24 protein-coding genes and 1 tRNA gene are annotated in these 25,074 nt (G+C 61.8%); 13 read left to right on the forward strand and 12 right to left on the reverse strand.

Annotated elements, in window-relative coordinates; all coding sequences use genetic code 11:
• Positions 1–55: 55 nt before the first annotated feature.
• From XM53_RS03775 to XM53_RS03785, 3 genes are all read left to right on the forward strand, one after another.
• The gene (locus XM53_RS03775) at positions 56–1,168 is read left to right on the forward strand and encodes an extracellular solute-binding protein (RefSeq protein ID WP_057790454.1); all 1,113 of its coding nucleotides are present in this window, start codon (positions 56–58) and stop codon (positions 1,166–1,168) included.
• A gap of 88 nt (positions 1,169–1,256) precedes the next feature.
• Positions 1,257–2,996: an ABC transporter permease gene (locus tag XM53_RS03780; RefSeq protein ID WP_201455375.1), complete on the forward strand. Its 1,740-nt coding sequence runs from the start codon at positions 1,257–1,259 to the stop codon at positions 2,994–2,996.
• A gap of 3 nt (positions 2,997–2,999) precedes the next feature.
• On the forward strand, positions 3,000–4,229 hold the full coding sequence (locus XM53_RS03785) for an ABC transporter permease (protein ID WP_057790456.1): 1,230 nt from the start codon (positions 3,000–3,002) through the stop codon (positions 4,227–4,229).
• 54 nt (positions 4,230–4,283) lie between these two features.
• Here XM53_RS03785 and XM53_RS03790 read toward each other — a convergent pair whose 3' ends face one another.
• On the reverse strand, positions 4,284–5,672 hold the full coding sequence (locus tag XM53_RS03790; protein ID WP_057790458.1) for a citrate lyase subunit alpha: 1,389 nt from the start codon (positions 5,670–5,672) through the stop codon (positions 4,284–4,286).
• A gap of 29 nt (positions 5,673–5,701) precedes the next feature.
• A complete protein-coding gene (locus tag XM53_RS03795; RefSeq protein WP_057790460.1) occupies positions 5,702–6,568 on the reverse strand; it encodes a branched-chain amino acid aminotransferase in 867 nt (288 codons plus the stop codon).
• A 156-nt stretch (positions 6,569–6,724) separates the two neighbouring features.
• Here XM53_RS03795 and XM53_RS03800 point away from each other — a divergent pair, with 156 nt between their 5' ends.
• The 6 genes from XM53_RS03800 (at position 6,725) to XM53_RS03825 (ending at position 12,526) form a co-directional block, all read left to right on the forward strand.
• Entirely contained in the window at positions 6,725–7,222 is a 498-nt protein-coding gene (locus XM53_RS03800; protein ID WP_057790462.1) for a MarR family winged helix-turn-helix transcriptional regulator, read from the forward strand.
• Positions 7,219–7,920 carry a response regulator gene (locus XM53_RS03805; protein ID WP_057790465.1) on the forward strand — a complete coding sequence of 234 codons (702 nt, stop codon included), beginning with the start codon at positions 7,219–7,221 and terminating at the stop codon, positions 7,918–7,920. Before XM53_RS03800 ends, XM53_RS03805 begins: the two co-directional genes overlap by 4 nt.
• Before the next feature lie 349 nt (positions 7,921–8,269).
• Positions 8,270–9,673, forward strand: a complete 1,404-nt coding sequence (gene leuC, locus XM53_RS03810; protein WP_057790467.1) for a 3-isopropylmalate dehydratase large subunit — start codon at positions 8,270–8,272, stop codon at positions 9,671–9,673.
• A complete protein-coding gene (gene leuD / locus XM53_RS03815; RefSeq protein WP_057790468.1) occupies positions 9,673–10,278 on the forward strand; it encodes a 3-isopropylmalate dehydratase small subunit in 606 nt (201 codons plus the stop codon). Before leuC ends, leuD begins: the two co-directional genes overlap by 1 nt.
• A 362-nt stretch (positions 10,279–10,640) precedes the next feature.
• On the forward strand, positions 10,641–11,480 hold the full coding sequence (locus XM53_RS03820) for a hypothetical protein (RefSeq protein WP_057790470.1): 840 nt from the start codon (positions 10,641–10,643) through the stop codon (positions 11,478–11,480).
• Positions 11,481–11,521: 41 nt separating this feature from the next.
• Positions 11,522–12,526 carry an endonuclease/exonuclease/phosphatase family protein gene (locus tag XM53_RS03825; RefSeq protein ID WP_057790472.1) on the forward strand — a complete coding sequence of 335 codons (1,005 nt, stop codon included), beginning with the start codon at positions 11,522–11,524 and terminating at the stop codon, positions 12,524–12,526.
• Here XM53_RS03825 and XM53_RS03830 read toward each other — a convergent pair.
• Positions 12,490–13,422, reverse strand: coding sequence for a Rossmann-fold NAD(P)-binding domain-containing protein (locus XM53_RS03830; RefSeq protein ID WP_057790474.1), 933 nt, complete (start codon positions 13,420–13,422; stop codon positions 12,490–12,492). The genes XM53_RS03825 and XM53_RS03830 overlap by 37 nt on opposite strands.
• A gap of 108 nt (positions 13,423–13,530) precedes the next feature.
• Between XM53_RS03830 and XM53_RS03835 the strand changes: the two genes are divergently transcribed.
• Together XM53_RS03835 and leuB are read left to right on the forward strand one after the other, a co-directional pair.
• Positions 13,531–14,415: a LysR family transcriptional regulator gene (locus tag XM53_RS03835; RefSeq protein ID WP_236544411.1), complete on the forward strand. Its 885-nt coding sequence runs from the start codon at positions 13,531–13,533 to the stop codon at positions 14,413–14,415.
• 57 nt (positions 14,416–14,472) lie between these two features.
• Entirely contained in the window at positions 14,473–15,579 is a 1,107-nt protein-coding gene (gene leuB, locus XM53_RS03840) for a 3-isopropylmalate dehydrogenase (RefSeq protein ID WP_057790476.1), read from the forward strand.
• On the opposite strand, the gene XM53_RS03845 is transcribed toward leuB, so the two are convergent.
• Complete coding sequence (locus XM53_RS03845) at positions 15,576–16,457, reverse strand: CHAD domain-containing protein (protein WP_057790478.1); 882 nt, start codon at positions 16,455–16,457, stop codon at positions 15,576–15,578. The two genes, leuB and XM53_RS03845, sit on opposite strands and share 4 nt — an antisense overlap.
• Positions 16,458–16,551: 94 nt before the next feature.
• On the opposite strand from XM53_RS03845, the gene XM53_RS03850 reads away from it, so the two are divergent.
• Positions 16,552–16,628, forward strand: a tRNA-Pro gene (locus tag XM53_RS03850).
• Positions 16,629–16,765: 137 nt separating this feature from the next.
• Here XM53_RS03850 and XM53_RS03855 read toward each other — a convergent pair.
• From XM53_RS03855 to XM53_RS03860, 3 genes are all read right to left on the reverse strand, one after another.
• Positions 16,766–17,221, reverse strand: coding sequence for a site-specific integrase (locus XM53_RS03855; protein ID WP_057790479.1), 456 nt, complete (start codon positions 17,219–17,221; stop codon positions 16,766–16,768).
• A gap of 535 nt (positions 17,222–17,756) precedes the next feature.
• Complete coding sequence (locus XM53_RS22950) at positions 17,757–18,035, reverse strand: hypothetical protein (RefSeq protein WP_144435446.1); 279 nt, start codon at positions 18,033–18,035, stop codon at positions 17,757–17,759.
• Positions 18,036–18,218: 183 nt separating this feature from the next.
• On the reverse strand, positions 18,219–18,608 hold the full coding sequence (locus XM53_RS03860) for a hypothetical protein (protein WP_057790481.1): 390 nt from the start codon (positions 18,606–18,608) through the stop codon (positions 18,219–18,221).
• Positions 18,609–18,650: 42 nt separating this feature from the next.
• On the opposite strand from XM53_RS03860, the gene XM53_RS22955 reads away from it, so the two are divergent.
• Positions 18,651–19,004, forward strand: coding sequence for a hypothetical protein (locus XM53_RS22955; RefSeq protein ID WP_144435447.1), 354 nt, complete (start codon positions 18,651–18,653; stop codon positions 19,002–19,004).
• Positions 19,005–19,015: 11 nt separating this feature from the next.
• Here XM53_RS22955 and XM53_RS03865 read toward each other — a convergent pair whose 3' ends face one another.
• The 5 genes from XM53_RS03865 to XM53_RS03885 form a co-directional block, all read right to left on the reverse strand.
• Complete coding sequence (locus tag XM53_RS03865) at positions 19,016–20,038, reverse strand: META domain-containing protein (protein ID WP_057790483.1); 1,023 nt, start codon at positions 20,036–20,038, stop codon at positions 19,016–19,018.
• A 96-nt stretch (positions 20,039–20,134) separates the two neighbouring features.
• A complete protein-coding gene (locus XM53_RS03870; protein WP_236544412.1) occupies positions 20,135–20,893 on the reverse strand; it encodes a hypothetical protein in 759 nt (252 codons plus the stop codon).
• Complete coding sequence (locus XM53_RS03875; RefSeq protein WP_236544413.1) at positions 20,893–22,266, reverse strand: metal-dependent hydrolase family protein; 1,374 nt, start codon at positions 22,264–22,266, stop codon at positions 20,893–20,895. The genes XM53_RS03870 and XM53_RS03875 overlap by 1 nt, the downstream gene beginning before the upstream one ends.
• A gap of 290 nt (positions 22,267–22,556) precedes the next feature.
• Positions 22,557–24,290, reverse strand: coding sequence for an alpha/beta hydrolase (locus XM53_RS03880; protein ID WP_236544414.1), 1,734 nt, complete (start codon positions 24,288–24,290; stop codon positions 22,557–22,559).
• Between the two features lie 4 nt (positions 24,291–24,294).
• Entirely contained in the window at positions 24,295–25,068 is a 774-nt protein-coding gene (locus XM53_RS03885; RefSeq protein WP_057790489.1) for a GntR family transcriptional regulator, read from the reverse strand.
• Positions 25,069–25,074: the final 6 nt, after the last annotated feature.

The raw sequence follows: 25,074 nt of genomic DNA on the forward strand, positions 1-25,074 counted from the left end.
TGTTCCCGTGACATGGGGCCCGAAAGGTAAACGGGAGTACTTTTGGGAGTATGACATGAAACTGACGAAAACACTTATGGCGACGACCGCACTGACGGTTGCTGCTGCGTCGGCTCACGCACAGGAAATGACGGATTCGATGACTATCGTATCCTGGGGCGGCGCCTACCAGGCGAGCCAGCAGAAAGCGTATGCCGAGCCGTACAAGGAAATGAACGAAGGCCTGGAAGTCATCTGGGACGAAAGCTCGAACGAGGCCGTGGCCAAGCTGCGCGCCATGGACGAAGCCGGCAACATCACCTGGGACGTCGTCGACGTGGTGGCGGCTGACGCGCTGCGCCTGTGCGACGAAGGCCTGGCGATGGAAATCGACCCCGAGGAAGACCTGGCCGCCGCGCCCGATGGCACCTCGGCCGAGGAAGATTTCGGCGAACTGCTGGTCGGTGACTGCTTTATCCCGCAGATCGTCTACTCGACCACCTTCGGCTATCGCACCGACATGGTGCCGGAAGGCGTGGAAGCGCCCAACGACATCTGCGACGTGTTCGACCTGGAAACCTATCCGGGCAAGCGCGCGCTGGAAAAGCGTCCGATCAACAACGTCGAATGGGCGCTGCTGTGTGACGGTGTCGCCAAGGAAGACGTTTATGACGTTCTGGCCACCGCTGAAGGTCAGCAACAGGCGCTGGACAAGCTGGCAACCATCAAGGACGACGTGATCTGGTGGTCCGCCGGTGCCGACACGCCGCAGCTGCTGGCCGATGGCGAAGTCTTCATGGGCTCGACCTATAACGGCCGCCTGTTTGCTGCGATCGAAGAGCAGGATCAGCCGATCGGCATGATGTGGGACGCGCAGGTCTTCGACCTTGACGGCTGGATCATCCCCGAGGGTCTGCCCGAGGATCGCCTGGCACGCGCCAAGGACTTCATCATGTTCGCGACCGACACGCAGCGCCTGGCCGACCAGGCCAAGTACATCTCGTACGGTCCGGCCCGTGCCTCTTCGGCACCGCTGGTGGGTCAGCACGCAGAGCTGGGCATCGACATGGCCCCGCACATGCCGACCGACCCCGAGAACGCCAAGAACACGTTCCTCTACAACTACGAGTTCTGGGCTGACTACCGTGACGACATCGACGCCAAATTCCAGGCGTGGCTGGCGCAATAAGCGGCTCGCTTAAAGACATCTGGAAGGGCCGTTCGCGGCCCTTCCACACAGACAATAAACAGAAAAACCAACGGCCGACGGGGACCTTATGAGCGATGTGACTGACGCCACGACCGGCAAGGCGGCGCCCACGCCCGATGATGGGCTGCGCATTGCGGACAGCAACGACGGCGGCCCGGTGCTGGCCGCAGACGGCACACCGCTCAAGAAAAGCCTGTCGCGCACGTTGCGACGCCAGAAGATGCGGGCGCTGCTGCTGATCGCTCCGCTTTTGATTTTCGTTCTCGTCACCTTCATTGTTCCCATCGTCTCGATGCTGTTGCGGTCGGTCGACAACACGATCGTGCCGAACACCCTGCCTCAGACCGTCAGCGTGATTTCCGAGTGGGACCCGACCGCAAGCGACCTGCCGGATGAGCCGGTCTACGAGGCGCTTTACTACGACCTGTTCCTCGCCTCCGAGGCCAAGGAGCACACCAAGCTGGGCACGCGCCTGAACTACGAACAAACGGGCCTGTCCTCTCAGTTCCGCTCGGTCGGACGCGACCTTGACGAGATCGGCGAAGACCAGATCGACGCGCTTGAGGATCTGGCCGAGGACACCTGGGATAATGAGGCGTTCTGGTTCGACCTGATGCGCGGCGGCGAGAATGCCGAGAACACCGACCAGGACGTGCTGGACCGCGCCCGTGCCCGGCTGCGAGCCCTGACGGGCGATGCGTTCACGGGCGGCACCGGCTTCCTGCCCGGAGCGGAGATTTCCGCGCTGCTGCCGCGTACGGCCTATGAATACGCCAGTTTCGCTGTCTTTACGGCCATTGCCGAAGAAGACGTGGTGGCTGAGGAAGAGCCCTGGGAGTCGGTCAAGATCGCCCTGATTCAGGAATTGCAGGCCGGTGCCGATGTGGCGTCCTATAACGGCTTCGGTGCCGAGGAACTGCGCGCGGCGCAGGACATGCTGGCCGACCAGCCGCAGCCGACCTTCAAAGAAGCGTTTCTCGAGATCGACCAGGGTTGGGGCAATCCGCAGACGTGGAAGACGCTTTACGTTTACAAGTCGCCCTACACTTCGGGATATTTTCTGAACGCGGCGGATTATCAGCTTGGCTTCGACGGGGTCGAGGCGCGGCCCGAAAACCAGCAGATCTACATCAAGCTGTTCATGCGCACGCTTTACATGTCGCTGATCATCACCGGCAGCTGTATCCTGTTGGGCTATCCGGTGGCATGGATCCTCGCCAACCTGCCGCTGCGCACGGCCAACGTGCTGATGATCCTCGTGCTGCTGCCATTCTGGACGTCGCTTCTGGTGCGGACCTCCGCCTGGAAGGTGCTGTTGCAGCAACAGGGGGTCATAAACGAGATCCTCGTCTGGCTGGGCTTCGTGGATGACGCGAACCGACTGATACTGATGAACAACGCGACCGGCACGATCATCGCCATGACGCACATCCTGTTGCCGTTCATGATCCTGCCGCTCTACTCGGTGATGAAGACGATTCCGCCCTCCTATCTGCGCGCGGCCAAGTCGTTGGGCGCGACGAACGTGACCGCTTTCTGGCGGGTCTATTTCCCGCAATCGGTGCCGGGCATCGGGGCGGGCTCGATCCTCGTGTTCATCCTGTCGATCGGGTACTACATCACGCCCGAGATCGTGGGGGGCACCGACGGTGTCTTCATCTCGAACCGGATCGCCTATCACATCTCCAGCTCTCTGAACTGGGGTCTGGCGGCCGCGCTGGGGACGATCCTGCTGGTCGTCGTGCTGGTGCTTTACTGGTGCTACGACAGGATCGTGGGCATCGATAACGTCAAGTTGGGGGGCTAGGTCATGACCGATCAAGACGACGGCTACACAGTCACCATTCCGCGCCCGCCGCTGACCGGGTTCACCCTTCCGCTGACGGCGGTATTGGGCGCCATGTTCGGCTTTGTGGCGGGCAACGTCTATGGCCAGCCCTGGCTTGGCGCGCTTGTCGGCGCGGTGATCGGGGCCGGTATCGCGGCGCTGGCGCATCAGATGTCAGGTCAGCGCACGCAGACCCGGTGGGGCATTATCGTGGCCTTCGCGGTTGCCGGCTTTCTCGCCGGCGGTCTCGGTGCGGCAATTTCCGGGGTTATCATAGGCGCGGTGCTCAGTTGGTTTGCGTACTGGCTCGACACCGGCGATTACCGCAAGAACGTGCCCATCTACTACACCCCTGGGCAGGTGCTGTGGCACAACACGTTCCTTTTCATCTGCGGCTTCGTATTCTTCTTCCTGATCGCGCCGCTTATCCCGGTGATGTGGCTTAGCTTCAACGCCGAGAACTTCTTTACCTTCACACCCGAGATGCTGAACTTCCAGGCCGAAGGCTATTCGCTGAAGCACTACCGCGACTTCCTCGGCACGGACGAATGGATGACGCCGCTGAAGAACTCACTGATCATCGCGCCTTTCGCCACGTTCATCTCGGTCAGCCTGGGGACGCTGGCCGCCATCGGCCTCTCGCAAAGCCACGTGCCTGGGCGGCAGGCGATCATGGCGATCCTGATCTCGCCAATGATCGTGCCTCTGATCATCTCGGCCACCGGTATGTTCTTTTTCTATGCACCGCTGGGCAACTGGCTGGAGGCGAACCTGGGCCTGGACCAGGCCTTCGTCGGATACGTGAAGGTTATCCTGGCACACGCGGCGCTGGGCGTGCCGTTCGTGATCATCACGGTGACGGCAACGCTTGTCGGCTTCGACCGCTCGTTGACGCGGGCGTCGGCCAACATGGGGGCGAACCCGGTCACGACCTTCTTCAGGGTGCAGATGCCGCTGATCTTGCCGGGGGTGATCTCGGGCGGACTTTTTGCCTTCATCACGTCATTTGACGAGGTGGTGGTGGTGCTGTTCGTTGGGTCCGCACAGCAACAGACCCTGCCGTGGCAGATGTTCACCGGCCTGCGCGAGCAGATCTCGCCGACGATCCTTGCCGCGGCCACGATCCTAGTGACGATCTCGATCCTGCTGCTGACGACGGTGGAGCTGTTGCGCCGCCGGTCCGAGCGCCTGCGCGGGCTGAGTCCGGGCTGAACCTGACGATAGCGTTAGGGAAAGCCGGGCCTGCTTGTCCGGCTTTTCTTTTGCCTATGGCGCGAGCGCGCGCACGTGATCGATCACCGTGCCGTCCGGCGCTTCGCATTCGGCAATGACCCGGTCTGTGAAACGAGCTGTCGCGTGTTGCGTTGCCTGCGCCTCGGCCTTGCGGCGTAGGTCGTCGAGCGACGACAGCGGCAACCCGGCGATCTTGGCGGCCCGCGCCAGCTCTGGGGCGGTAGGGGAGATAGCAATGCCTTCTTCCGTGACCACGGCGCCGATGGTGTCGCCCGGCGTGGTGAGACAGGTCAGCCGTTCGACCAGCTTGGGAAATCCGCCGGCGCAAAGTGGCGTCGTCACGATGGCCAGCTTCGCGCCCGCAGCGGTGTCGGCATGGCCGCCCGATCCACCGATGATGCGCCCGTCGCTGGCACAGGTGACGTTGACGTTGAAATCCATGTCGACCTCCGCCGCGCCCAGGATCATCACATCGAGCCGTGATGCGGCGCTGTCTGGGTTGGCCGGGCTCGCGTAATCCCAAGCCGACATCCCGTGATGCGCGGTGTCATTGGAATACGAGGTCACGGCGGCTCCGTCGAAGGCCTGAACGTCGAGCAGGTGGCGGAAAAGACCGGAATGCAGCATTTGCACCAATGGCCCGGTGATGCCGCCCGCCGCGAAATCGCCAACCACGCCGCGTTCGGCCATGACGGGCGCCAAGCTGCGTGCGACGGCAAGAGATGTCGCGCCAGCGCCGGTCTGAAAGCTGAACCCGTCTTTCAGAAGGCCGCTGCACGCGATGAGGCGGGCTGTCAGATCGGCGATGGCCTGTCCCTTGGCCGACGGCGCACGGGCGGTCGTGCCGGAGGCCACCTGCTGCGCATCGCCGATGCTGTCCACTGTGACCACCAGATCGACCCGATCGGCCGGGATGCAGACCCGCGGCAGGTCATAGACGTAATGATCGGTGACCGCGGTGACAAAGCGGGCATGGGCGGCATCGACCATGGCGTATCCCAGCGGGCCGCAGGCGTTCGGGCCCGCAGCGCCGCCGAGGTTGCGTTCGGTGTCCACCGCCGGTGTGGCGATGAACGCCGCATCGATCTGGAGTCGGCCCGAGGCGATGGCCTCGGCCCGCCCGCCATGGGATTGCAGGCGAACCGGATGAGGCAGAAGACCGCGCTGCACCGCCTCGGCGAGCGGCCCGTTCATGTAGGATGTGGTGATCCGTGTAACGGTGTCGTCTTCAAGAAACGGGATCAGGGCCGCATGGCACGGAAAAAGTGATGAGGGCGCGATGTGCAGGTCGCGCAAGCCCATGTCGGCGCAGGTCTGCAAGGCCTCGCGCATCACGTCGTCGCCGTTCCGCAGGTGATGGTGAAACGACAGCGTGGCGCCGTCCGTCAGGCCAGCGGCCTCGATTGCGGTACGCACGCTCATGCGCCGTCAGGCCACACGAATTCCGAGACCTACGCGCGCACCAGTTTCTCGTAGCTTTCAGCGATATCGCGGGTCAGTGCGCCGACCTCGAAATTGTAGTCGCCGATCTGGCCCACGGGCGTGACCTCGGCGGCGGTGCCGGTCAGCCAGCACTGCTCGAAGCCTTCCAGTTCTTCGGGCATGATATGACGCTCGTGCACCTTGACCTGGCGATCCTTCAACATGCCGATGACCGTCTGGCGGGTGATGCCGTTGAGAAAGCAGTCAGGATCGGGCGTGTGAACCTCGCCATCCTTGACGAAGAAGATGTTGGCACCCGTCGCCTCGGCCACGTAGCCGCGATAGTCGAACATCATCGCGTCGGAACAGCCTTTCGCCTCGGCGGCGTGCTTGCTGAGGGTGCAGATCATGTACAGACCGGCGGCCTTGGCGTGGCTGGGGATGGTCTCGGGGCTGGGACGCTTCCACTTGGAAATGTCGAGCTTCGCGCCCTTCATCTTGGCGTCGCCGTAATAGGCGCCCCATTCCCAGGCAGCGATGGCTAGGCGAACGGGGTTGCGGGCCGACGCGACACCCATGTCCTCGCCTGCGCCACGCCACGCGACCGCGCGGACATAAGCGTTCTCGAACCCGTTGGCCCGCAGCACTTCCATCTTGGCGGCCTCGATCTCGTCCACGGTGTAGGGGATCTCGAAATCCAGTTGCCCGGCGGAATAGTGCAGCCGCTCCGAGTGCTTGCGACTTTCAAAGATCTTGCCGTTGTAGCACCGCTCGCCTTCGAACACGGAGCTGGCGTAGTGCAGGCCGTGGGTCAGGATATGCACATTCGCGTCCCGCCATTCGACCAGTTTCCCGTCCATCCAGATCTTGCCGTCGCGATCGTCATACGCTGCCATGTCCGCCTCCTCAGCTTGGCCTCTTTCCAATTGTTGCGCTGGAAACGTCCGAAGTGGACATAAAATTGCGCAGAAACTGCGATTCGCTACCAGTTTGATCTTGGAATGTCAACAAGGCTGACGTATCTTGACAGCCAAGGCGACGGGAGGACGATCATGGCCGAGGCGCATAGCGGCGAAAACCTGCTGTTTCTGACGGACGAGCAGCTGCGGCAGGGAATCGAGGCGATGTTCTTTGCCTATCGCGGGTTCACCGCAGACCCGGACCGCATCCTTGCCACGATGGCCTATGGCCGGGCGCATCACCGGGCGCTGCACTTCATTGCCCGCCGCCCCGGCACGACCGTGAACAACCTTCTGGGAATACTTGGCGTCACCAAGCAATCCTTGAACCGGGTCTTGCGGACGCTGATCGAGGATGGGCTGGTGGAAAGCCAGCAGGGCAAGGCAGACCGGCGTGAAAGGCATCTGACGCTGACGGACAAGGGACGAAGCCTTGAGCAGTCCCTGTCTGACGCGCAACGCGCCCGAATGCGGGCCGCGTACCGCAAGGCGGGTCCCGAGGCCGTGGCCGGATTTCGGCAGGTGCTGGAAGCAATGATGGACCCGGAGATGCGCCGGAAGTACCATGCGATCCGGGAGGCTGATACATGAACGATCCGGCGCCGCATCTTCTGATCGTCGACGACGACGAGCGCATCCGCGATCTGTTGCGCAAGTTTCTTTCGCGCAACGGTTTCCTGGTGTCGGTGGCGCGGGATGCCGGCCATGCACGACGCGTGCTGTCGGGGCTTGAATTCGACCTGATCGTGATGGATGTGATGATGCCGGGCGAAGATGGCGTGACGCTGACGCGGGCGTTGCGCGAAACGATCGAAACCCCCATCCTTCTGCTGACAGCCAAGGGAGAGACCGGCGAACGCATCGCGGGGCTTGAGGCCGGAGCGGACGACTATCTTCCCAAGCCGTTCGAGCCCAAGGAGTTGCTGTTGCGGATCAACGCGATCCTGCGCCGGATGCCGGAAGCCGCGCCAGAGCAAACCGCGCCGAAAGTTCTGAATATGGGCCCGGTACGCTTTGACATAGAAAGGTCCGAACTCATGCGCGGTGAAGACCTGGTCCGGCTGACGGCGACCGAGGTTCAGCTGATGCGTATCTTCGCCGAGAACCTGCGCGAGCCGGTCAGCCGCACCAAGCTGGTCGAGGATCTGGGACGCGACAAGGGGCAGGCGCAGGAGCGCGCGGTTGACGTGCAGATCACCCGGCTTAGACGCAAGATCGAGGCCGACCCGAAGCAGCCGCGCTATTTGCAGACGGTGCGCGGCGAGGGGTATATGCTGGCCCCGGACTGAGGCGTGATCCGCCGGACTGAGGCGTGATCCGGTTGAGCGGCGGCGCCGCGCAGGATTTTTGGGGTGAGGGGCGCTGCCCCTCCGGTCGAAACGGGGTTTCGACCTCCTCCCCTGGATATTTCCGGCCAGAGGAAAAAAGGGTGTAGCGGCGCGCGCAAGTGGTGTCCTCTTGATAGAGTCGGAGGCAGCATGTATTTGACACTCCATGACACGGATTTTCGACATGGATGATCGTGCGCGCCTGCCCTGGCGGTTTTTCGGCGCGGCCTGCACCGTTCTGGCGCGCCTATAAGCAGGCGCCCGATATCTACCATTTTTGAGATTTCACTGACACGACGGGAGAGGACCGATGTCCCCCAAGACACTCTATGACAAGATCTGGGATGCCCATCTGGCGCACGAGGCCGATGATGGCACCTGCCTGCTTTATATCGACCGGCACCTGGTACACGAGGTAACCAGCCCGCAGGCCTTTGAAGGGCTGCGCATGGCGAACCGCAAGGTGCGTGCGCCGGACAAGACGATTGCCGTGCCGGACCACAACGTGCCCACCACCGAGGGGCGAGACAACCCTGAAGCCATGCCTGAGGACAGCCGCATCCAAGTGGCTGCGCTGGACAAGAATGCCAAGGATTTCGGCATCCATTACTACCCTGTGAGCGACGTGCGGCAGGGCATCGTGCATATCGTCGGCCCCGAGCAGGGATGGACCTTGCCGGGCATGACCGTGGTCTGCGGGGACAGCCACACGGCGACGCATGGTGCCTTTGGTGCGCTGGCGCATGGGATCGGCACGTCCGAGGTCGAGCACGTGCTGGCGACCCAGACCTTGATCCAGACCAAGTCGAAGAACATGAAGGTCGAGATAACCGGCAAGCTGTCCCCGGGTGTGACCGCCAAGGACATCACGCTGTCGGTGATCGGCCTAACCGGAACGGCGGGCGGCACGGGCTACGTTATCGAATATTGCGGCGAAGCGATTCGTGACCTGTCGATGGAAGGCCGGATGACCGTCTGCAACATGGCGATCGAGGGCGGGGCGCGTGCCGGTCTTATCGCGCCGGACGAAAAGACTTTCGAGTATATCAAGGGCCGTCCTCACGCGCCGAAAGGCGCGCAGTGGGAGGCTGCGCTGGCGTGGTGGAAGACGTTGTATTCCGATGACGACGCGCATTGGGACAAGGTGATCACCATCAAGGGCGAGGATATCGCGCCGGTCGTCACCTGGGGCACCAGCCCCGAGGATGTGCTGCCTATCGACGCCGAGGTGCCCGCGCCCGAAAGCTTTAGCGGCGGTAAAACCGAAGCGGCCAAGCGTGCGTTGGAATACATGGGGCTGAAAGCCGGCCAGAAGCTGAAGGATATCGAGATCGACACGGTCTTTATCGGCTCCTGCACCAATGGTCGGATCGAAGACCTGCGCGCTGCGGCCGAGATCCTGAAAGGCAAGAAGATCAAGGTGAAGCGGGCGATGGTCGTGCCGGGCTCCGGCCTGGTACGGGCGCAAGCCGAGGAAGAAGGCCTGGCCGAGATCTTTACCGAAGCGGGCTTTGAATGGCGGCTTGCTGGTTGTTCCATGTGCCTGGCGATGAACCCCGACCAGTTGCAGCCCGGCGAACGGTGCGCGGCCACGTCGAACCGCAATTTCGAGGGCCGGCAAGGCCGCGGCGGGCGCACGCATTTGATGAGCCCGGCGATGGCCGCGGCGGCGGCGGTGACTGGCAAGCTGACCGATATCCGGGAGATGAACTGATGGAAAAATTCGTGAAACTGACCGGTGTCGCGGCGCCGATGCCGCTGGTGAATATCGACACCGACATGATCATCCCCAAGCAGTTCCTGAAGACGATCAAGCGGTCGGGCCTGGGTGTGAACCTGTTCGACGAGATGCGGTACGACGACAATGGCAACGAGATCCCGAATTTCGTTCTGAACCAGCCCGCCTATCGCGAGGCCAAGATCATCGTTGCCGGGGATAATTTCGGCTGCGGGTCGAGCCGCGAGCACGCGCCTTGGGCGCTGCTGGATTTTGGCATCCGTTGCGTGATCTCCACCAGCTTCGCCGACATCTTTTACAACAACTGCTTCAAGAACGGCATTCTGCCAATCGTTCTTCCGCAGGAAGAGGTCGACAAGCTGATGGATGATGCCGAGCGCGGGTCGAACGCGGTGCTGACCGTGGACCTGGAAAGCCAGGAAATCACTGGCCCGGATGGCGGCACGATAGGATTCGACGTGGATCCCTGGCGCAAGCACTGCCTGCTGAACGGGCTCGACGATATCGGCCTGACGATGGAAAAGGCCGCGTCGATTGACGCGTTCGAGGCGAAGGCGGCAATGGAGCGTCCTTGGGTCTGATCCTGAGACGAGAGCAATGCGCCGGCGGCAGTGTGTGGCCGGCGCAATCTTGAGCATAAAACATTAATTAAAAGCACAGCTTATTTTAATTAATAATTGTGGGGGTTTAGCCTGTAGCCCCTACATGTAGCGTCCGACCACGACGGCGCCGCAAATCGGGCCGCAAATTGATGCAATCTGGCACCACCATCACCATCAAATCGCCGGAAATTCTAAGTCTAACGACTTGGTATCTTGAGCCGGATGGTGAAAGAAGGCAAAAATTGGGCAAGATTGAGGCAAGCCGTCATAATCGACGGACCCAAGTTGGAACAATGGCACGGCATCGAACCGGGTCAGGCCAGTTGGAAGGGAACCGGGCAGTGGTTTCGCAGATCATCAGCGCGCTGACGCGCGCAATACTCGTGGCTTTGCTGGTGGCAACACCGGCACTTGTGCTGCCGTCGGTTGCGACGGACACGGCACAGATCGTCGTGGTGATTGCGCTGCTCTTTTCGCTGCTGACCTTCATCGAGTATTTTGGCCGGTACCCCAGCATCGTCGAATTCCGGTTCGCCCCGCCGTTCAACCGGCTGAAGTTCCTTGCGCTGGCCTTGGTGGTGGTCATGCTGTCGCTGATCGCGCGTGGAAAGATCGAGCCGAGCCCAATCACGCTGATCATTACCTATTTTGCCCAGGCAATCGGCAACGCCATGGACTTTCCGTTCTCGCCGGTGCGTCTTGTGGTTTTGATGTTGCCGCCGGATGCGACGCTTGAACTGGCGAACACTGTGCGGATCGCGGCCGGCCTGGCCTACAGCGTATCGTTGGTCATGATATTGGTCTTCGTCATTCTTGTGCGCCTTTTGGGATGGCCCATGCGCAATGGCGCGTTCAACGTTTGGGTGAACCTGCCGCTGTTCGACCCTACCCGCGGCGGGGACATTGTCGACCGGCTGCGCCGAGACTCAGGTCTTAACATTGTGTTAGGGGCTTTGCTGCCATTCTTGATCCCGGCAATCGTGAAGGCGGCATCCCTGGTGATCGAGCCGGTGTCGTTCCAGAGCGAACAAACCCTGATCTGGATGATGACCGTATGGGCCTTTCTTCCTGCAAGCATTCTGATGCGCGGCATCGCTTTGATGCGCGTGGCCGAACTGATCGAGGAAAAGCGTCGGCGCGTCTATGCCAAGGCCGAGGCCGAAGGACTGCAGAACGCCTGATCGCGGGTCTTGTGTTCTGCATTGTAGGGGCATGGCCCGTATTGTCGGAAACCACGATCCGGATTGCCACGTTCAATACTGAACTTGCGCGCAGCGGCCCGGGATTGTTGCTGCGCGATATCCTGTCCGAAGAGGATACGCAGGTCGAGGCGGTGGCACGGGTTATCGCGACGGCCCGACCGGATGTCATTGCATTGCAGGGTATCGACTACGATCATGACCTCGCGGCCTTACGGGCGTTGGCCGGGCGCATTGCGCATCACGGGCTTGATATGCCCCATGCCTTTGCCCTGCGTCCCAACGCCGGGATGGCCACCGGGCTGGACCTTGACGGCGACGGGCGTGTGGGCCGTGCCAGGGATGCGCAGGGCTACGGAGAGTTCGCCGGACAGGGCGGCATGGCCGTGCTGTCGCGCCTTCCCATCCTGACCGAAGACGTGCGCGATCTCAGCGGGATCTTGTGGCGCGACGTGCCGGATGCTCTGCTGCAGCTGGAAGATGGAACAGCCTTGATGCCCGACGATGTCGCCGACATTCAGCGGCTGTCGAGCGTGGCGCAGTGGGATATTCCAATGCGGGTCAGCGACACGACCCTGCGCCTTTTGACTTTTCACGCCAGCCCGCCAGTATTTGACGGTCCGGAAGACCGCAATGGCCGCAGAAACCATGACGAGATCGGTCTTTGGCTGCACTACCTCGACGGCAAACTTGGCACAACGCCGGAGGCACCTTTCGTTTTGGCGGGCGATGCCAACCTCGATCCGGTCGACGGGGAGGGGCGCAAGGCGGCCATCAGGCGGCTTTTGCAGGATGAGAGGTTCGTCGATCCGAAGGCGATGCGGGACGGCGAAGTGACTGAAACAGCGGCGCACAAAGGTGACCCCCGCCTTGATACGGTGGACTGGCCCGCGCCCGAGCCGGGATCGCTGCGTGTCAGCTACATTCTGCCGTCAGCCGATCTGGCCGTCATGGACAGCGGGATACTGGCCGGTGACGCCGAGGCAAGCCGTCACAGACTGGTCTGGGTCGACCTTCTGGTGAAATAACAGGGCACGGCGCAGCGGTTTTGCCTGGTGCGGACCCGCCACCTGGCGCCCGCCTGGCCGAGCGCGTCTTCGATATCCGTGTCGCGGTACGTCGGGCACAGATCCTGCAGGCGGTCCGAGTGAAGGCTGTGGGGCGTTTCCCAAAGATAGCGCAGTTCCAGCAATGCACGTGCCATGGGCCATACTGGCGCTGCCAACCTTAGTGGCAACCATGGCATCCGTCGCGCGGTGATCGCGCGCCTTGATACCCTCGACAGGCACTCGGCCAGCTGCTCTCCGGTCAGCGTATAGCCTGGAAACACGACCTCCTCGAACGGGCCAAGGCTAGGCTTTTCCCGCGCCAGGTGCTCGGCCGCCCTGGCCAGATCGGGCAGGAAGGCCCATGAATGCAGGGCGCGCGTGTTGCCGGGATAGAGCAATTGCCCGCGATCGATCCGCGACATCAGAACCCGGTCGAACCAGCCGCCCGTAGGCTCGGTGTCAATAAAATCGCCGGCGCGCAACAGGATCGTCTGAACACCGCTTTCCCGATAGCTTTTTTCCAGATCCTGTCGAGCCCGGCCCAGAGGAGTGGGTTCTGCGTGGCGCGTCGCCTCGGTCCACGGTGTGGTGGCGTCGCGCCCGTAGACATAAACATTGCCCGGCAGCAGCACAGCCGAACCAGAGACCCGTGCCGCGGCCTGCACCTGGGCGTGAAGCCGGGGAAGCTGCGTCTTCCAATGGTGATAGGGCGGGTTCCAGGCAGCAACGATGATGTCGGCGCCCCGTGCCGCCGCCATCAGGTCATCGCGCCCGCGGTCGAACAGCCGCACGGTCCAGCCCGCATTCCAGAACGCTTCGGTTGCGTGGCGCCCGAAACGCCCGTTGGCACCCAGTACAAGAACGGTTTTCTGCATCTGTCCACGCTCCACATGACCTCGTTTGACGCCACGTTAGGTGATTGCCCGAGAATGGGAATTGCCAATTTCCGCGCATTGGATATTCATTTGTGCATGGTAAGCCGCATGTCTGATCTGGATTGGTCCTTGATCCGCGCGTTTCTCGCCGTCGCCGAGACGGGCTCACTCTCTGCCGCCGCGCGGATGGTCGGAGCCAGCCAGCCGACGCTGGGGCGTCAGGTTCGGCAGTTGGAAGAGCAGCTGGAACAGGTCCTGTTTCATCGCCAGCCCAAGGGTCTGGACCTCACCGACAGCGGTCGGTCACTGCTCGAGCCCGCGCGGGCCATGCATCGCGCCATGGTCGAAATCGAGCTGACCGCCGCAGGCCAGCAGACCCAGGCCACCGGCGCGGTGCGAGTCACGGCAAGCGAGACAGTTTCCGTTTATATCCTGCCGCCGATTCTGGCGCGTCTGCGGGCCGAGCATCCGGGCATCAGCATCGACCTGATGCCGTCCGACAGCACCGAGAACCTTCTCTTCCGCGAGGCCGATATCGCGGTGCGGATGTACCGGCCTGAACAGCTTGAGCTTGTCGCGCGGCACCTGGGGGACTTCCCGCTGAGCCTTTTTGCATCGCGCGGCTATTTGCAGCGGGCGGGGCGGCCGCGGACCTTCGCCGATCTCTACGATCACCCCCTGATCGGCTATGACCGCAACGAGGAAATCATTCGTGGGATGCAGGAACGCGGTATGCCCGCCTCGCGCGAGATGTTCGCGTTTCGATGCGACAGCCATACCGTGGGGTGGGAGATGGTCCGCGCAGGGTGCGGAATAGGGTTCGGGATGAAGGCACTCGGCACTCTGCACGACGATGTCGAGGATCTGGATTTCGACATTGACCTGCCACGCCTTCCGGCCTGGCTGGCCACACACCAGGCGCTTCGCAATACCCCCCGCATCGCCGTGGTCTGGGAGGCGCTTGCCAAGGGATTGAAGCCTTACCTTTCTTGACCCTTCCCGCGGCTCGGGCTAGGCGGTGACAACGCTAGAGTTTCGAAAGGATCGCACATGAGCACCCCCTCGCTTCTTATTCTGCCCGGCGACGGGATCGGCCCCGAAGTGATGGTCGAAGTCCGCAAGGTGATCGACTGGTTTGGCGCCAATCGCGGGCTGTCCTTTGACGTAAGCGAGGATCTGGTCGGCGGCGCGGCCTATGACAAGCACGGCACGCCGCTGCATGACGACACGATGGAAAAGGCGCAGTCGGTGGACGCGGTTCTGCTGGGCGCCGTAGGCGGTCCGAAATACGATGCCTTGGATTTTTCGGTCAAGCCCGAGCGCGGCCTGCTGCGCCTGCGTAAGGAGATGGATCTATATTCCAACCTGCGACCGGCCCAGTGTTTCGATGCTCTGGCGGATTTCTCCAGTCTCAAGCGTGACGTGGTCGCAGGCCTCGATATCGTCATCGTCCGCGAGCTGACCAGCGGTATCTACTTTGGCGAGCCGCGCGGCATCATCCAGGAAGGCAATGAACGCGTCGGCATCAACACGCAACGTTACACCGAGTCCGAGATCGACCGCGTCGCGCGGTCGGCTTTCGAACTGGCGCGGCGCCGTTCGAACAAGGTTTGCTCGATGGAAAAGGCCAATGTGATGGAATCGGGCATCCTTTGGCGCGAAGTGGTGCAGAAGGTGCATGACGAAGACTACTCCGATGTCGAGCTCACCCACATGTACGCCGACGCGGGCGCGATGCAGCTGTGCCGCTGGCCCAAGCAGTTCGATGTGATCGTTACCGACAACCTTTTCGGCGACATGCTGTCGGACGCCGCCGCGATGCTGACCGGCAGCCTTGGGATGCTGCCCTCGGCCAGCCTTGGTGCGCCAATGGCCAATGGCAGGCCCAAGGCGCTGTACGAACCGGTGCACGGCTCGGCACCCGATATCGCGGGGCAGGGCAAGGCCAACCCGATCGCCTGTATCCTGAGCTTCGCCATGGCGCTGCGCTATAGCTTTGACCAGGGGGATGAGGCGGCGCGGCTGGAGCAGGCGGTTGAAAAAGTGCTTGGCGACGGCTTGCGCACCGCGGACCTGCTTGGCGAAGAGGGCATCGAACCCGTTACGACCAGCCAGATGGGCGACGCGATCGTCGCCGCGCTGACGGCCAGCCTTTAATCCGACACAGCGGCCCAGTACCCGGCAATCCGCCGCGACAGGGCTTTAGGTGTCTCAAGCATGAGGTAAGGCGCAAGCGCGAAGGCGCTTCGCCTCTTTGAATGGCTCTGATCCGCGGCGCAGCGCGCGATCACGTTTCTCGCTGAGTCGGGCGCGTCCTCGGCCTCGAGCGTGTCGATCAGGACGACGAGGTCATGATCATCGCCCAGCAGGTCGCCCAGCCGATCCAGCGCGATGATCTGCGGCGCCATGATGTCCGGCCACCCCTCGCGCAGCAGGCGCAGGTGATACCAATGGTACTTCACACGTTTGCGCCACTCGTGAAGCGGGTCGGGGCCGGGCGTGTGCTGCACGAAAGCGTAGCGTTCGCAAGCACGCTTGTAGGTCTTCTTCAGGCCCTTTCTCAGAACGTCTTCGGCTGGGTCGTCGATCTGCCACGCATCGAGCCCCGCAAGAGCATCCCGAAGTTCCGTTCGGGCGGTTGCCAGCCGGTCGTCAAGCTCAGCCGATGTCAGAATACGGTTTCGCCGGGCCTGTGCCCAGGCCTTGACCGGCGCAAGATCCTGCCCGGCGGCGGATTCCATCACCTGCAAGCCATCAAGGGTTTCATACAGAACCTGCGCATCCCTGATCGGCGAGAACAGGCGCGCAACGTCGCGAAAACGCCGGTTCTCTCGTGAGTAGGTATCGCCCAGTCCCGGGCGCACCAGTCGCGCCAATCCGCGCAGTTTCTTCATGCGCTTGCGCAGGTCATGCACGGCGTCCTCGGGATCTTCGCGGGCGTTTTCGGTTGCGGCGAGGGCGCTGTTCAACTGGTCCTCGGCGATCCGTCGCACCTCTGACTGCAAGGGTGCATGGGGTTCGAAATGAAAGCTCATGATGCGTGTCGCCAACGCGATGCGGGTCTTGCAGGTTCCCGGCGATCTGCCCTTGCAAAAAAGATCGCACCGGTATAATCGCCGGGCTTACGGTCGGAGTGTAGCTCAGCCTGGTAGAGCACTGTCTTCGGGAGGCAGGGGCCGGAGGTTCGAATCCTCTCACTCCGACCAATAAAATAAGGGCCCCGAGGGGCCCTTAGGTTTTTCAGGATGTGTTTTTATCTGGGACGCGTCCCAGAAATGCGACACCGACTTCGTCTTACGGTGGGGTCTGCCCCTTCTCCTTTGGAGGCAGGCCGGCGTGAAGCTCAGCGTTGGCGTGTTCGTTGGACATTTATGATTTGCCCATTGTTGGCGACGTTGACCGCCGTTTTCACGTAGTCGGGATGGTGGTGCGCGTAATACTTCTCGAGCGTGTCCATCGTTACGCCGAAGAACCCGGATTCGTGCCAGACATTCGCACCGCCCTGCATTGCCCAGGTAATCGCGGTGTGTCGCAATGTTTGGGGCGTGACCTCCGGCATCCCGGCGATCTCACGGATGGTTTCCCAATCGTTCTTTATCCCTCCAACGCGATGTCCTTCGATCTCGACAACCCATTTCGCACCATTCTTTTGCCAGCGCTCGAAATGCGGTAGCAGCCGTTCCGGAATGGGGACGGTTGGTGCATTCTTCTTGGTCTGCTTTTGGGCATTCCCCTTGCGGTGAAGCTTTGCGGTTCGGAAATCCACATGGCCACCAAAAACGTGAGGAATGAAACCCAAACCGAGTATCACCGATTTTCGGGATCCGGTGTAGAGAGCGTTAGAATGAACCTCGCGAGGTATCGTGTCCTTGGTGATTTGCGTGCCGCGCGAATGAGCCTGGCCACCTCGTCGCGGGTCAACCAACGATCTTTGGCCGGCGGAGCCGGTGGGAGGGTGACTGTCGGTACCGAACTCAATAGACCCTTTCGACCGCACACATTCAGCGCCGCGCGAAGGCAACTAAGTTCTCGACGGATGGTCCCGTCGCCGACTGGACGCCGCCGAATTTCGGCTTCGGGAGGCTGATAGCCCTCGCGCATATCTCGCGCGTAAGCATGACAAGAATTTTCGTTGACATCAGAGACCGTACGGCCGGACCACCAAATGCTCAAAGCATCGATGGCATACCCAATTCGCTCCGGGTTTTCCGTGTTCTCGGCTCGTTCTGAGCCATACGTGAAGAGCGCATCTGTGACCAAGTAATTTTCCGATGAAGCCGCTCGCGGCTTGTCTCTTTCGTTCAAGTAGATTCGGAGTGCTGTTTCAGCTTCGCTTAAATCCGTTGTGCCCGTTGAGTACTCTTTTCCGCCGTCGCGGATGACATAGACTGCCCTGCGTTTGTTTTTTGCTTTCCAGGAATACAGGCGTGCGCCTTTGGATTTTCTCGGCATGCTTTCACCAATTCTGTAAGAGAAGATTTCTCGAGGCGAGTTGTCCGTTTCCCGATCTTCACGAGGAAGCCGTGTTCCTTTGCCGACTCCAACAATTCTGTTGCCGGAACGCCGAGTTGTTTGGCCGCGGTCTTAATTGTGTTGAGTTCCGGATTGGACATTCGTTCTGATCGATCTTCAGTTGCGTTCCGCGGAGGCTCAGGGCGCCGGCAAAAGAGAGATCGATACTTCGCGGGAAGCTCGGCAGAATTCCGGAATAAGGTTTACTGACGCCGAGGCTTCGAGAGGTATCGGTGCATATTCGCTGGTCCGAAGATTGAGAAATTGCACCGATACCGCGTGCCTTAAGATAAGCCGAATGCGCGCTTGAGATCTCTTTCGAGGTCCGTGAGTTGTGCCGCATGCCAGCGCATCGCAGCGTCCAGTTCCGGGGCCTTGTATGCGCGATCGATGTTGTTTGCCGGCGTGCCGAGTGCGCCGAGAAGCCCATCCGTACAAGCCCGCAAGCGTGCTACGACTTCCTCTGCATCGGCTCTCGAGAGTCGCTTGGGCGCCGGTTTGCCGCGATCGAGCGCCGGGAACAGGAACTCCAAGAAAGCGAGGATGCCCTGAGCGCGCGTTCCGCCGATCTCAGGCAGCGTGAGGTCGAGCAGCGGGCCGAGGAGCAACGGCAGGAGGCACAGGCCGCGCATTTGGGATGGCGGGCCCGCATGATCGCAAAGGCGTTTGAACATATGGCACGGTAAACATTATCTCCCTCAACAGGACACACACCCGTGCGACACACCATTCTTCGAGTTGCTATTGCAGGCTTCATTTTGCTTGCGGCGCACCCGGCTTCTGCGAATTCTCTATTGCGACAGATCGATCGAACAGGGCTGACGCAGCAGGATCTCAACATCATGGTCCGAACCGGTGGAGAGCTTTATGACAGCCGGAAAGCGCTGCCAGGGGACGATACGATCTGGTCGAACCCTGAGACGGGAGCTTATGGATCGGTTGAAATCGCGTCTGTCTCCGGCAATTGTGTCGGACTGAACTACAAGTTCAGGACACGCCGGCAGGCCCGCATCCAGACAGTGCAGACGCAACGGTGTCTGACCGATGGCCGCTGGATCCTTGCGCCTTGATGCAGCAGGTTTCATGGCAGATAGACGGCTTTCAGTTCCGCGAGGCTCCTGCCCTCGTCATCCATGAGGCGTAGGCTGCGCCCGCCGATCAGATGCGTGGTTGCCGCTCCCAGAACTGCGCCCAGCCGCGCTTCCCACATGGCAAGGTCGTCAGGGCAGGCCATCATCGTGCTGGCCGGTTGGCCAAAGGATAGTGTGCTTTCGGAGACGGAGACGCTGCCGCGCATCATGTTGCAGCCGACCGACGCATTGAACGTCTTCTCGTCCGGGCGGATCACGAGAAAGGGCTCGCGCTCTGGCGGCGACCAATCCAGACTTTCGCCTTCCAGAGAAGCAATCCGCCAGACTGTACCATCCAGGGTCGGAGATTTCGTTACTCGGGCGCAAGTTTCACCCGGCCACGTTGCTCCAAGCTCCGTCACTGTAACAGTCGGGCGCGGGGGCCCTTCCATCTGCTCGCGTGTGTTTATGGTCCCATCGACCGTCACGAAAAGAGGTTCCGCCGGGGCGGGCCTGTCCCGCAGGTAGGCCTCTTCAAGGGCGAGGTAACCGGCCTCCTGCGCAACGGGATACTGCCGGCCCGTGGCGCAGTGGACGAATGTCGGCGCATCGGCAAAATACGTGAACATCCCGGACATGGGCATTGCGATCCCGGTCGGATCAAGCTGGCCTGTCGTTACAAGGTCACCGGATGCATCTTCGGGTGCCCCTTGAGGTCGCAAACGTTCCGCGTTGCGCACCTCCAGGATGATCTCGCTGCCATCAGTGCCCAGCACCAACGTGCCGGATTCGCCGTTCGCGTGCCACCGTCCGGCGTGATCCTCTGTGGCACCGTCCGGGGAGGTGCGCCGCAGGTGAAAGGCCTGATCTGGCCAGATATCAAGGTGCCACGCGCCGGTTTCGGTCGTTCCGGTATAGGTTGCGGGCGTCAGGGCGCCGTGGGCGCCGACAAATGGCTCGGGCGATTGGGCCATTCCAGGAGTGGCGGCCTGCGCCAATAGCGCCGCGAACACGGCTGTGCGAAGTGCGTGCATGGTGAATCTCTTTTGCGTCATGTTCAGTTCTCAAATGGAAAAGACCCGCGACGATTTCCTCTGTAGGCAGCGACAAGCCTGGGTTCGATAATCGGCTCAGAAGCGGTAGGTCGCGCCAATGATCGGGCCGCTCATGCTGCCCTCGAAGTTGGCTCCGTTGTCGTTGTAATCAACAAAGAGGTGCCGCCATCCGCCGGACAGGTAGAAGTGATCGCTGACCTTGTAGTTCGCGGTCACCGCCGCTTGCCACGTCACGTCCGACCCGACGCCGAACCCGCCTGCGTCCACGTAGGCCAGCAGGGACCAGCGGAGAGACAGTTGCGTGTTCGTCCGCAGCGCGATGATCGGATCCGTGAAGTTGGCCTCTGGCGCCACGCTGACACCGGCCAGTGGCACGGACACCGAGCCATCAATACTCCAGAACCGGGCACCGCCGAGCAGGTCGAGCGTTGTTCGTGGGCCGGCCTGAAAGCGTTTGCCCGCCGCCAGGGTGGCCGAGCGCATTGTCAGCTTGCCGGAGGCCGGTATGCCGGGCGGCACCCGACCGCTTCGCGACGACGAAGAGTAGGTAAGGTCGCCAAAAAAGACGAGCTCACCCCGGCGCGCCAGGGCCGTCATGAAAAAGGCACCGTCCGAGTCCTTGAGGACATCCGAGAAAGACCGGTCGAAAGAGAGTTGCGGCGCGCCCGGAAACGGTCTGAAATCGCCCGACACGCTTGCGCCCCAACCGTAGAGCGTGACCTGGCCGGCCCAGTCCGACGACCCCGCTTGTACCGCGCCGGGAGTCAGCGCCACGCTGGCAAGACAGGTCGCGGCGGCAAGGGAGCGCAATTTTTTAAACAGATTGAATGGCATCACAGCGTCTCCTTGAAGACACGCCCGCCCTTCATGACAAGGCGCAGGTTGTTTTCGGGATCGTCGAGGAAATCGAGAGCGGTTTCGGGATCGCCATCCCAAACGAGTATGTCGGCCAGCGCCCCTTCGGCGATAACCCCGAGCGCACCAGTGTAGGGTGAGCGCTCACCCGACAGGGCGAGCAGTTCCCCTGCCGCGCCCGTGGCCATATGGAGGGCCTCGAGAGGCGACATGAACCTTGCCAGCTTGGCAAGCTGACGCCCTTGCGAGGCCGCGCCGCCCGGATTGAGAAGCACATCGGTACCGAACGCCATGTTGACGCCTTCGGCGCGGCCCGCCTCGAATGCCCTGACCGTTCCCTGTGCCACCTCCTGCTGCTTGGCCTGAGCTGCCGGATCGGAGTATTGGTTCGCGTCCTCGTCGGCGAGGAATGGTTGAATGCTCCACCAGGCGTCGGCGTCGGCCATGGCGCGGATCGCCGCGTCATCCGCCAGTTGGCCGTGTTCGATCGAGCGCACACCAGCTTCGAGGCAGCGCTGGATGGCCTTTGGCGTATAGACGTGAGCGCAGACATAGGTGCCCCAGTCCGCCGCCGCCTCGACTGCCGCTTTCATTTCGTCGAGCGTATATTGTGTCGTATCCAGCGGATCGTATGGCGACGCCACGCCGCCGCCCGCCATTATCTTGATCTGGCTGGCACCCTGCATCAGTTGTTCGCGGGTCTTCCTCAGAACTTCGGTACGACCGTCTGCGATGGCGGCGACGCCTGCGCTTTCGGTGTAGTCGAGCGTATCGCCGCTCGTCTTGGGCAGAGTATTCAGCAAGCGGAAGTCGCCGTGGCCCGAGGTCTGCGAAAGCATCGCGCCGGAGGGGAAGATGCGCGGTCCAGTCACGGCGCCCTGATCGATCGCCATTTTCAGGCCGAAGACCGGCCCGCCGGTGTCGCGTATCGTGGTAAACCCGCGCATCAACGTCGCCCCGGCCTCTCGCCCGGCCATCAGGTGAACCCACCCGATATCCTGCGTCAGCGCCGCCAGCTTGCTGATGCCAACAAGGGTGGCGTGCCAGTGACAATCTATCAGGCCCGGCGTGACGGCGCGTCCGCCACAGTCGATCACGGTCGCGTCCTCCGGGCCCGCCCCGGTGGCTGGCAAGCCGGTGATACGCCCGCCCTCGACAAGAATGTCCCGGCCTGTCTGCATCTGAAGGGTGGTCCCATCAAAGAACCGCAAGTTGGTCAGCAGCGTCGGTCTACCGGGTGTCTGCGCGCGCAGGTCGGTTGGCGCAAGGCCGAACCCCGCGAACATGCCGACAACCGCCGCCATGCCGCCCAACAGCCTCCGGCGTGTCAGGTCGGCTTCGATCCGATCCATTGCCGCCTGTGTTTCAGGGGCCCCGCACAGGCACGGGTTGATCGGCTCAATTCCACTTTCGATGCTTTCGCAGCATGACATACACATTTCAAAGAACTCCTTGTGAAGAAATGAAGAAGGATTCCTGCTGACCATGCAACAACCATAGGATGTTTTTGCGCAATAATAAGCAAGAGGGGGCGGGGGCGCCTAAACCTGATTTCCGGGCGCGGCGCTTATTTGTTCCGCGCCGCTGGCCCGATGGTCCGGGAATGCGGTGCGGCGTGCCGAAGTGTGGGCCGGCGTGCGGCTCAACGAATTGCATTGGAACATCCTGCCTGAAAGCCGTTGTCGCAATGCGCTTCAAGCCGCTTGGTGTCGGCCTGCGTCCACCCTTGAGGAGCGGTTACCTCGACCCAGGGCGCGATGTAGTCTTGCGCATAGTAGGCGTGGCCATGCCCGGGCGGGGACACGAAGGACAAGGCCATGTCCAGCGCCAGTTGGAACTGCGTCACCACCGGCACGAAGACGAAATGTTCCGACATGTCCTCGGCAGGCGGGTCGCGCATCCAGGGCGGCGCACGCCAGAGCGAATAAGGATCGTAGAACACGACCGGATCGCTGGAATATTGCAGAAAGACGATGCGCATCCGCCCCCAACCGGCCTCGGTCCTCGATGCATCCGACGTATGAGAGGCGTAGCGCACCAGCGACCCGTCCCCGATTTTTGGCAGAACCCAGGGGCTGCCCGGCTCTCGTTGCCGCTGCACGTAATTCCAGAATGCCGAGGGAAACGGCGGGCCTGCCCAGAAGGCGCCGTCAATCGGGTCGTCCATCAGTCGGAAGAGGTTGGTCGCATGCATCGACGACCAGGCCCCGAGACTGAGGCCGTGCACGTAAAGGCGCGGGCGCGCATCGGCAGGCAGCGTCTTCCAGTAGCCGTGGACCACATCCTGCAACGCCGTCGCCTGTTCCAATCCGGTATCGGTCTCAAGTATCAGGGCCAGCGGTGACTGCAGATAGGAATACTGCGCGGCGACCGTCGCGATGTCGCCGTTATGCATATACTCCACCGGGTCGTGTGAGCCGGGATCCATCCAACCGGTCCCTGTCGGACTGGCCACGACCAGCACAGCGCGGTCAAAGGCCCCTTGGCGCTTGAGTTCCGCGAGCGCCAGTTCAGCCCGGGCGCGCGGCGTCTCGCCGTTTGCCCGACCCACGTAAACGCGGATCGGATCCTTTGCCGGTCGTCCCATGAAGGCCGAGATGGCGGCGGCATCGGGGCCCGAGGTGATGAAGTTGCGGCCGGGCTCGCCAATGGCGGCCCAATCTATCAGCGAGCCGGCGCTTCCGGTCATCCGTGGGTCGGAGGGTGGTGGCGGGGCATTGTCAAAGAGCGCCTGCGCCGCCTCGTAGCTTTCATCGAGGCCGGAAACGACATGGTCGAAAATTCCGTCGCGCGTGACGAAGAAGAGAAGCGCAAAGACAGCTATCAGCCCAATAACATTGGCTCGACGCGGCGGCATCACCCGGTAGAACCTTGCGCGGATCAGTCGGAACAAAAACGCCACCAGACGCCCCAATGTGAAGGCGGCGGCGAAAACGGCAATCGCGATGAAAAGTATCTGCCAAAGATGGAGCGCGTCCGCCAGCTCCATGCCCATCTTCTCACGTAGCGCGTTCTGCCATGTCAGGCTTGAGCCCAGCACCCACACGAAAATTGTCAGGGTGCAGAAAGATGCAATCCATTTGAGGCTTCGGGCGGCGCGTCCCGTCAGGCGAGGCATGTCCGCTGCGTGCCACAAGAACCCGACGATCTGGCCGGTAAAGTACCCGATCGCCGTAACGAGGCCGCCGAGGATGCCTTGAACCATTGGGCCGCGCGGTATCAAGGAAGGCGTCAGGGACGCGGCAAAGAAAAGCAAACCGATCAGCAGGCAGGGGACCGAGAAGCGCCCGATGGCGTCGGAGATGGCCCGGGCGATCATCCGCGCCGCTTCTTGAGATCCGGTGTGCAGCTCTTGGCCCGCGGTCGTTCTGCCCACCTGCTCATCCGATCAACTTTCCGAATGTCAGTTTGCACGCCGTGACCGGCGCGTAGACTTTCTGGAAATAGACCGGCATCGCGTCCGGGCTCTGGGTCCTTGCGGTGATCTCGTACCATCCGACCGCTTTGAACTCGGCCGCTACATCGAAGGGTATGGCGCTTGCATCGACGACCAGTACGTCGTGCTTCACACTCGTGGTATTGACGCCGAACTCCTCCTTCAGGAAGGCGCGAATATTCACCACGGTCAGGCTTCCAGAGGTTCGTTCCAGCAGGCCGGGCGCTGTCTTTGGATGCAGATACATCCGCGCATAGGACGACAGGCCCTCGCTCAACTGAAGTTCGCGGTCTATGCGGAGGTACGTGTCACTACGACCCAGAAACTCGGACCATTCGCCCTGATCCGATGTTTCCTGTATCTGCACATTGGCCGCCAGAACCTTCAGGCTTTCTTGGGTGCTGACGGATTGGAACCTGAAATGCCAGACCTGATCGCCGATCGACCGGTTGTTCTTTACCGAGGTTCCGGACCCTCGCTTTCGTTCGATCAGGTCCATTTGAGTGAGTTGCTGCAGGGCTGCCTGCACCGTGCCGAGACTGACGCCGCACAGATCCACAAGCTCGCGCTCCGTCGGGAGGGGGTCGCCCGGCTGCGCAACGCCGGAGCGGATTGCCTCGATGATTGCCAGCCGCACTGCCGACCGCTTCTTGCATGAGGGATCTTCGAGGTGTTTCCGGGCAGCGTCGCTGATCAGCTGTTTCGCGTCCTGTTGCATGCCAGT

The sequence above is a fragment of the Roseovarius atlanticus genome (genome assembly GCF_001441615.1).
Taxonomy (GTDB): domain Bacteria; phylum Pseudomonadota; class Alphaproteobacteria; order Rhodobacterales; family Rhodobacteraceae; genus Roseovarius; species Roseovarius atlanticus.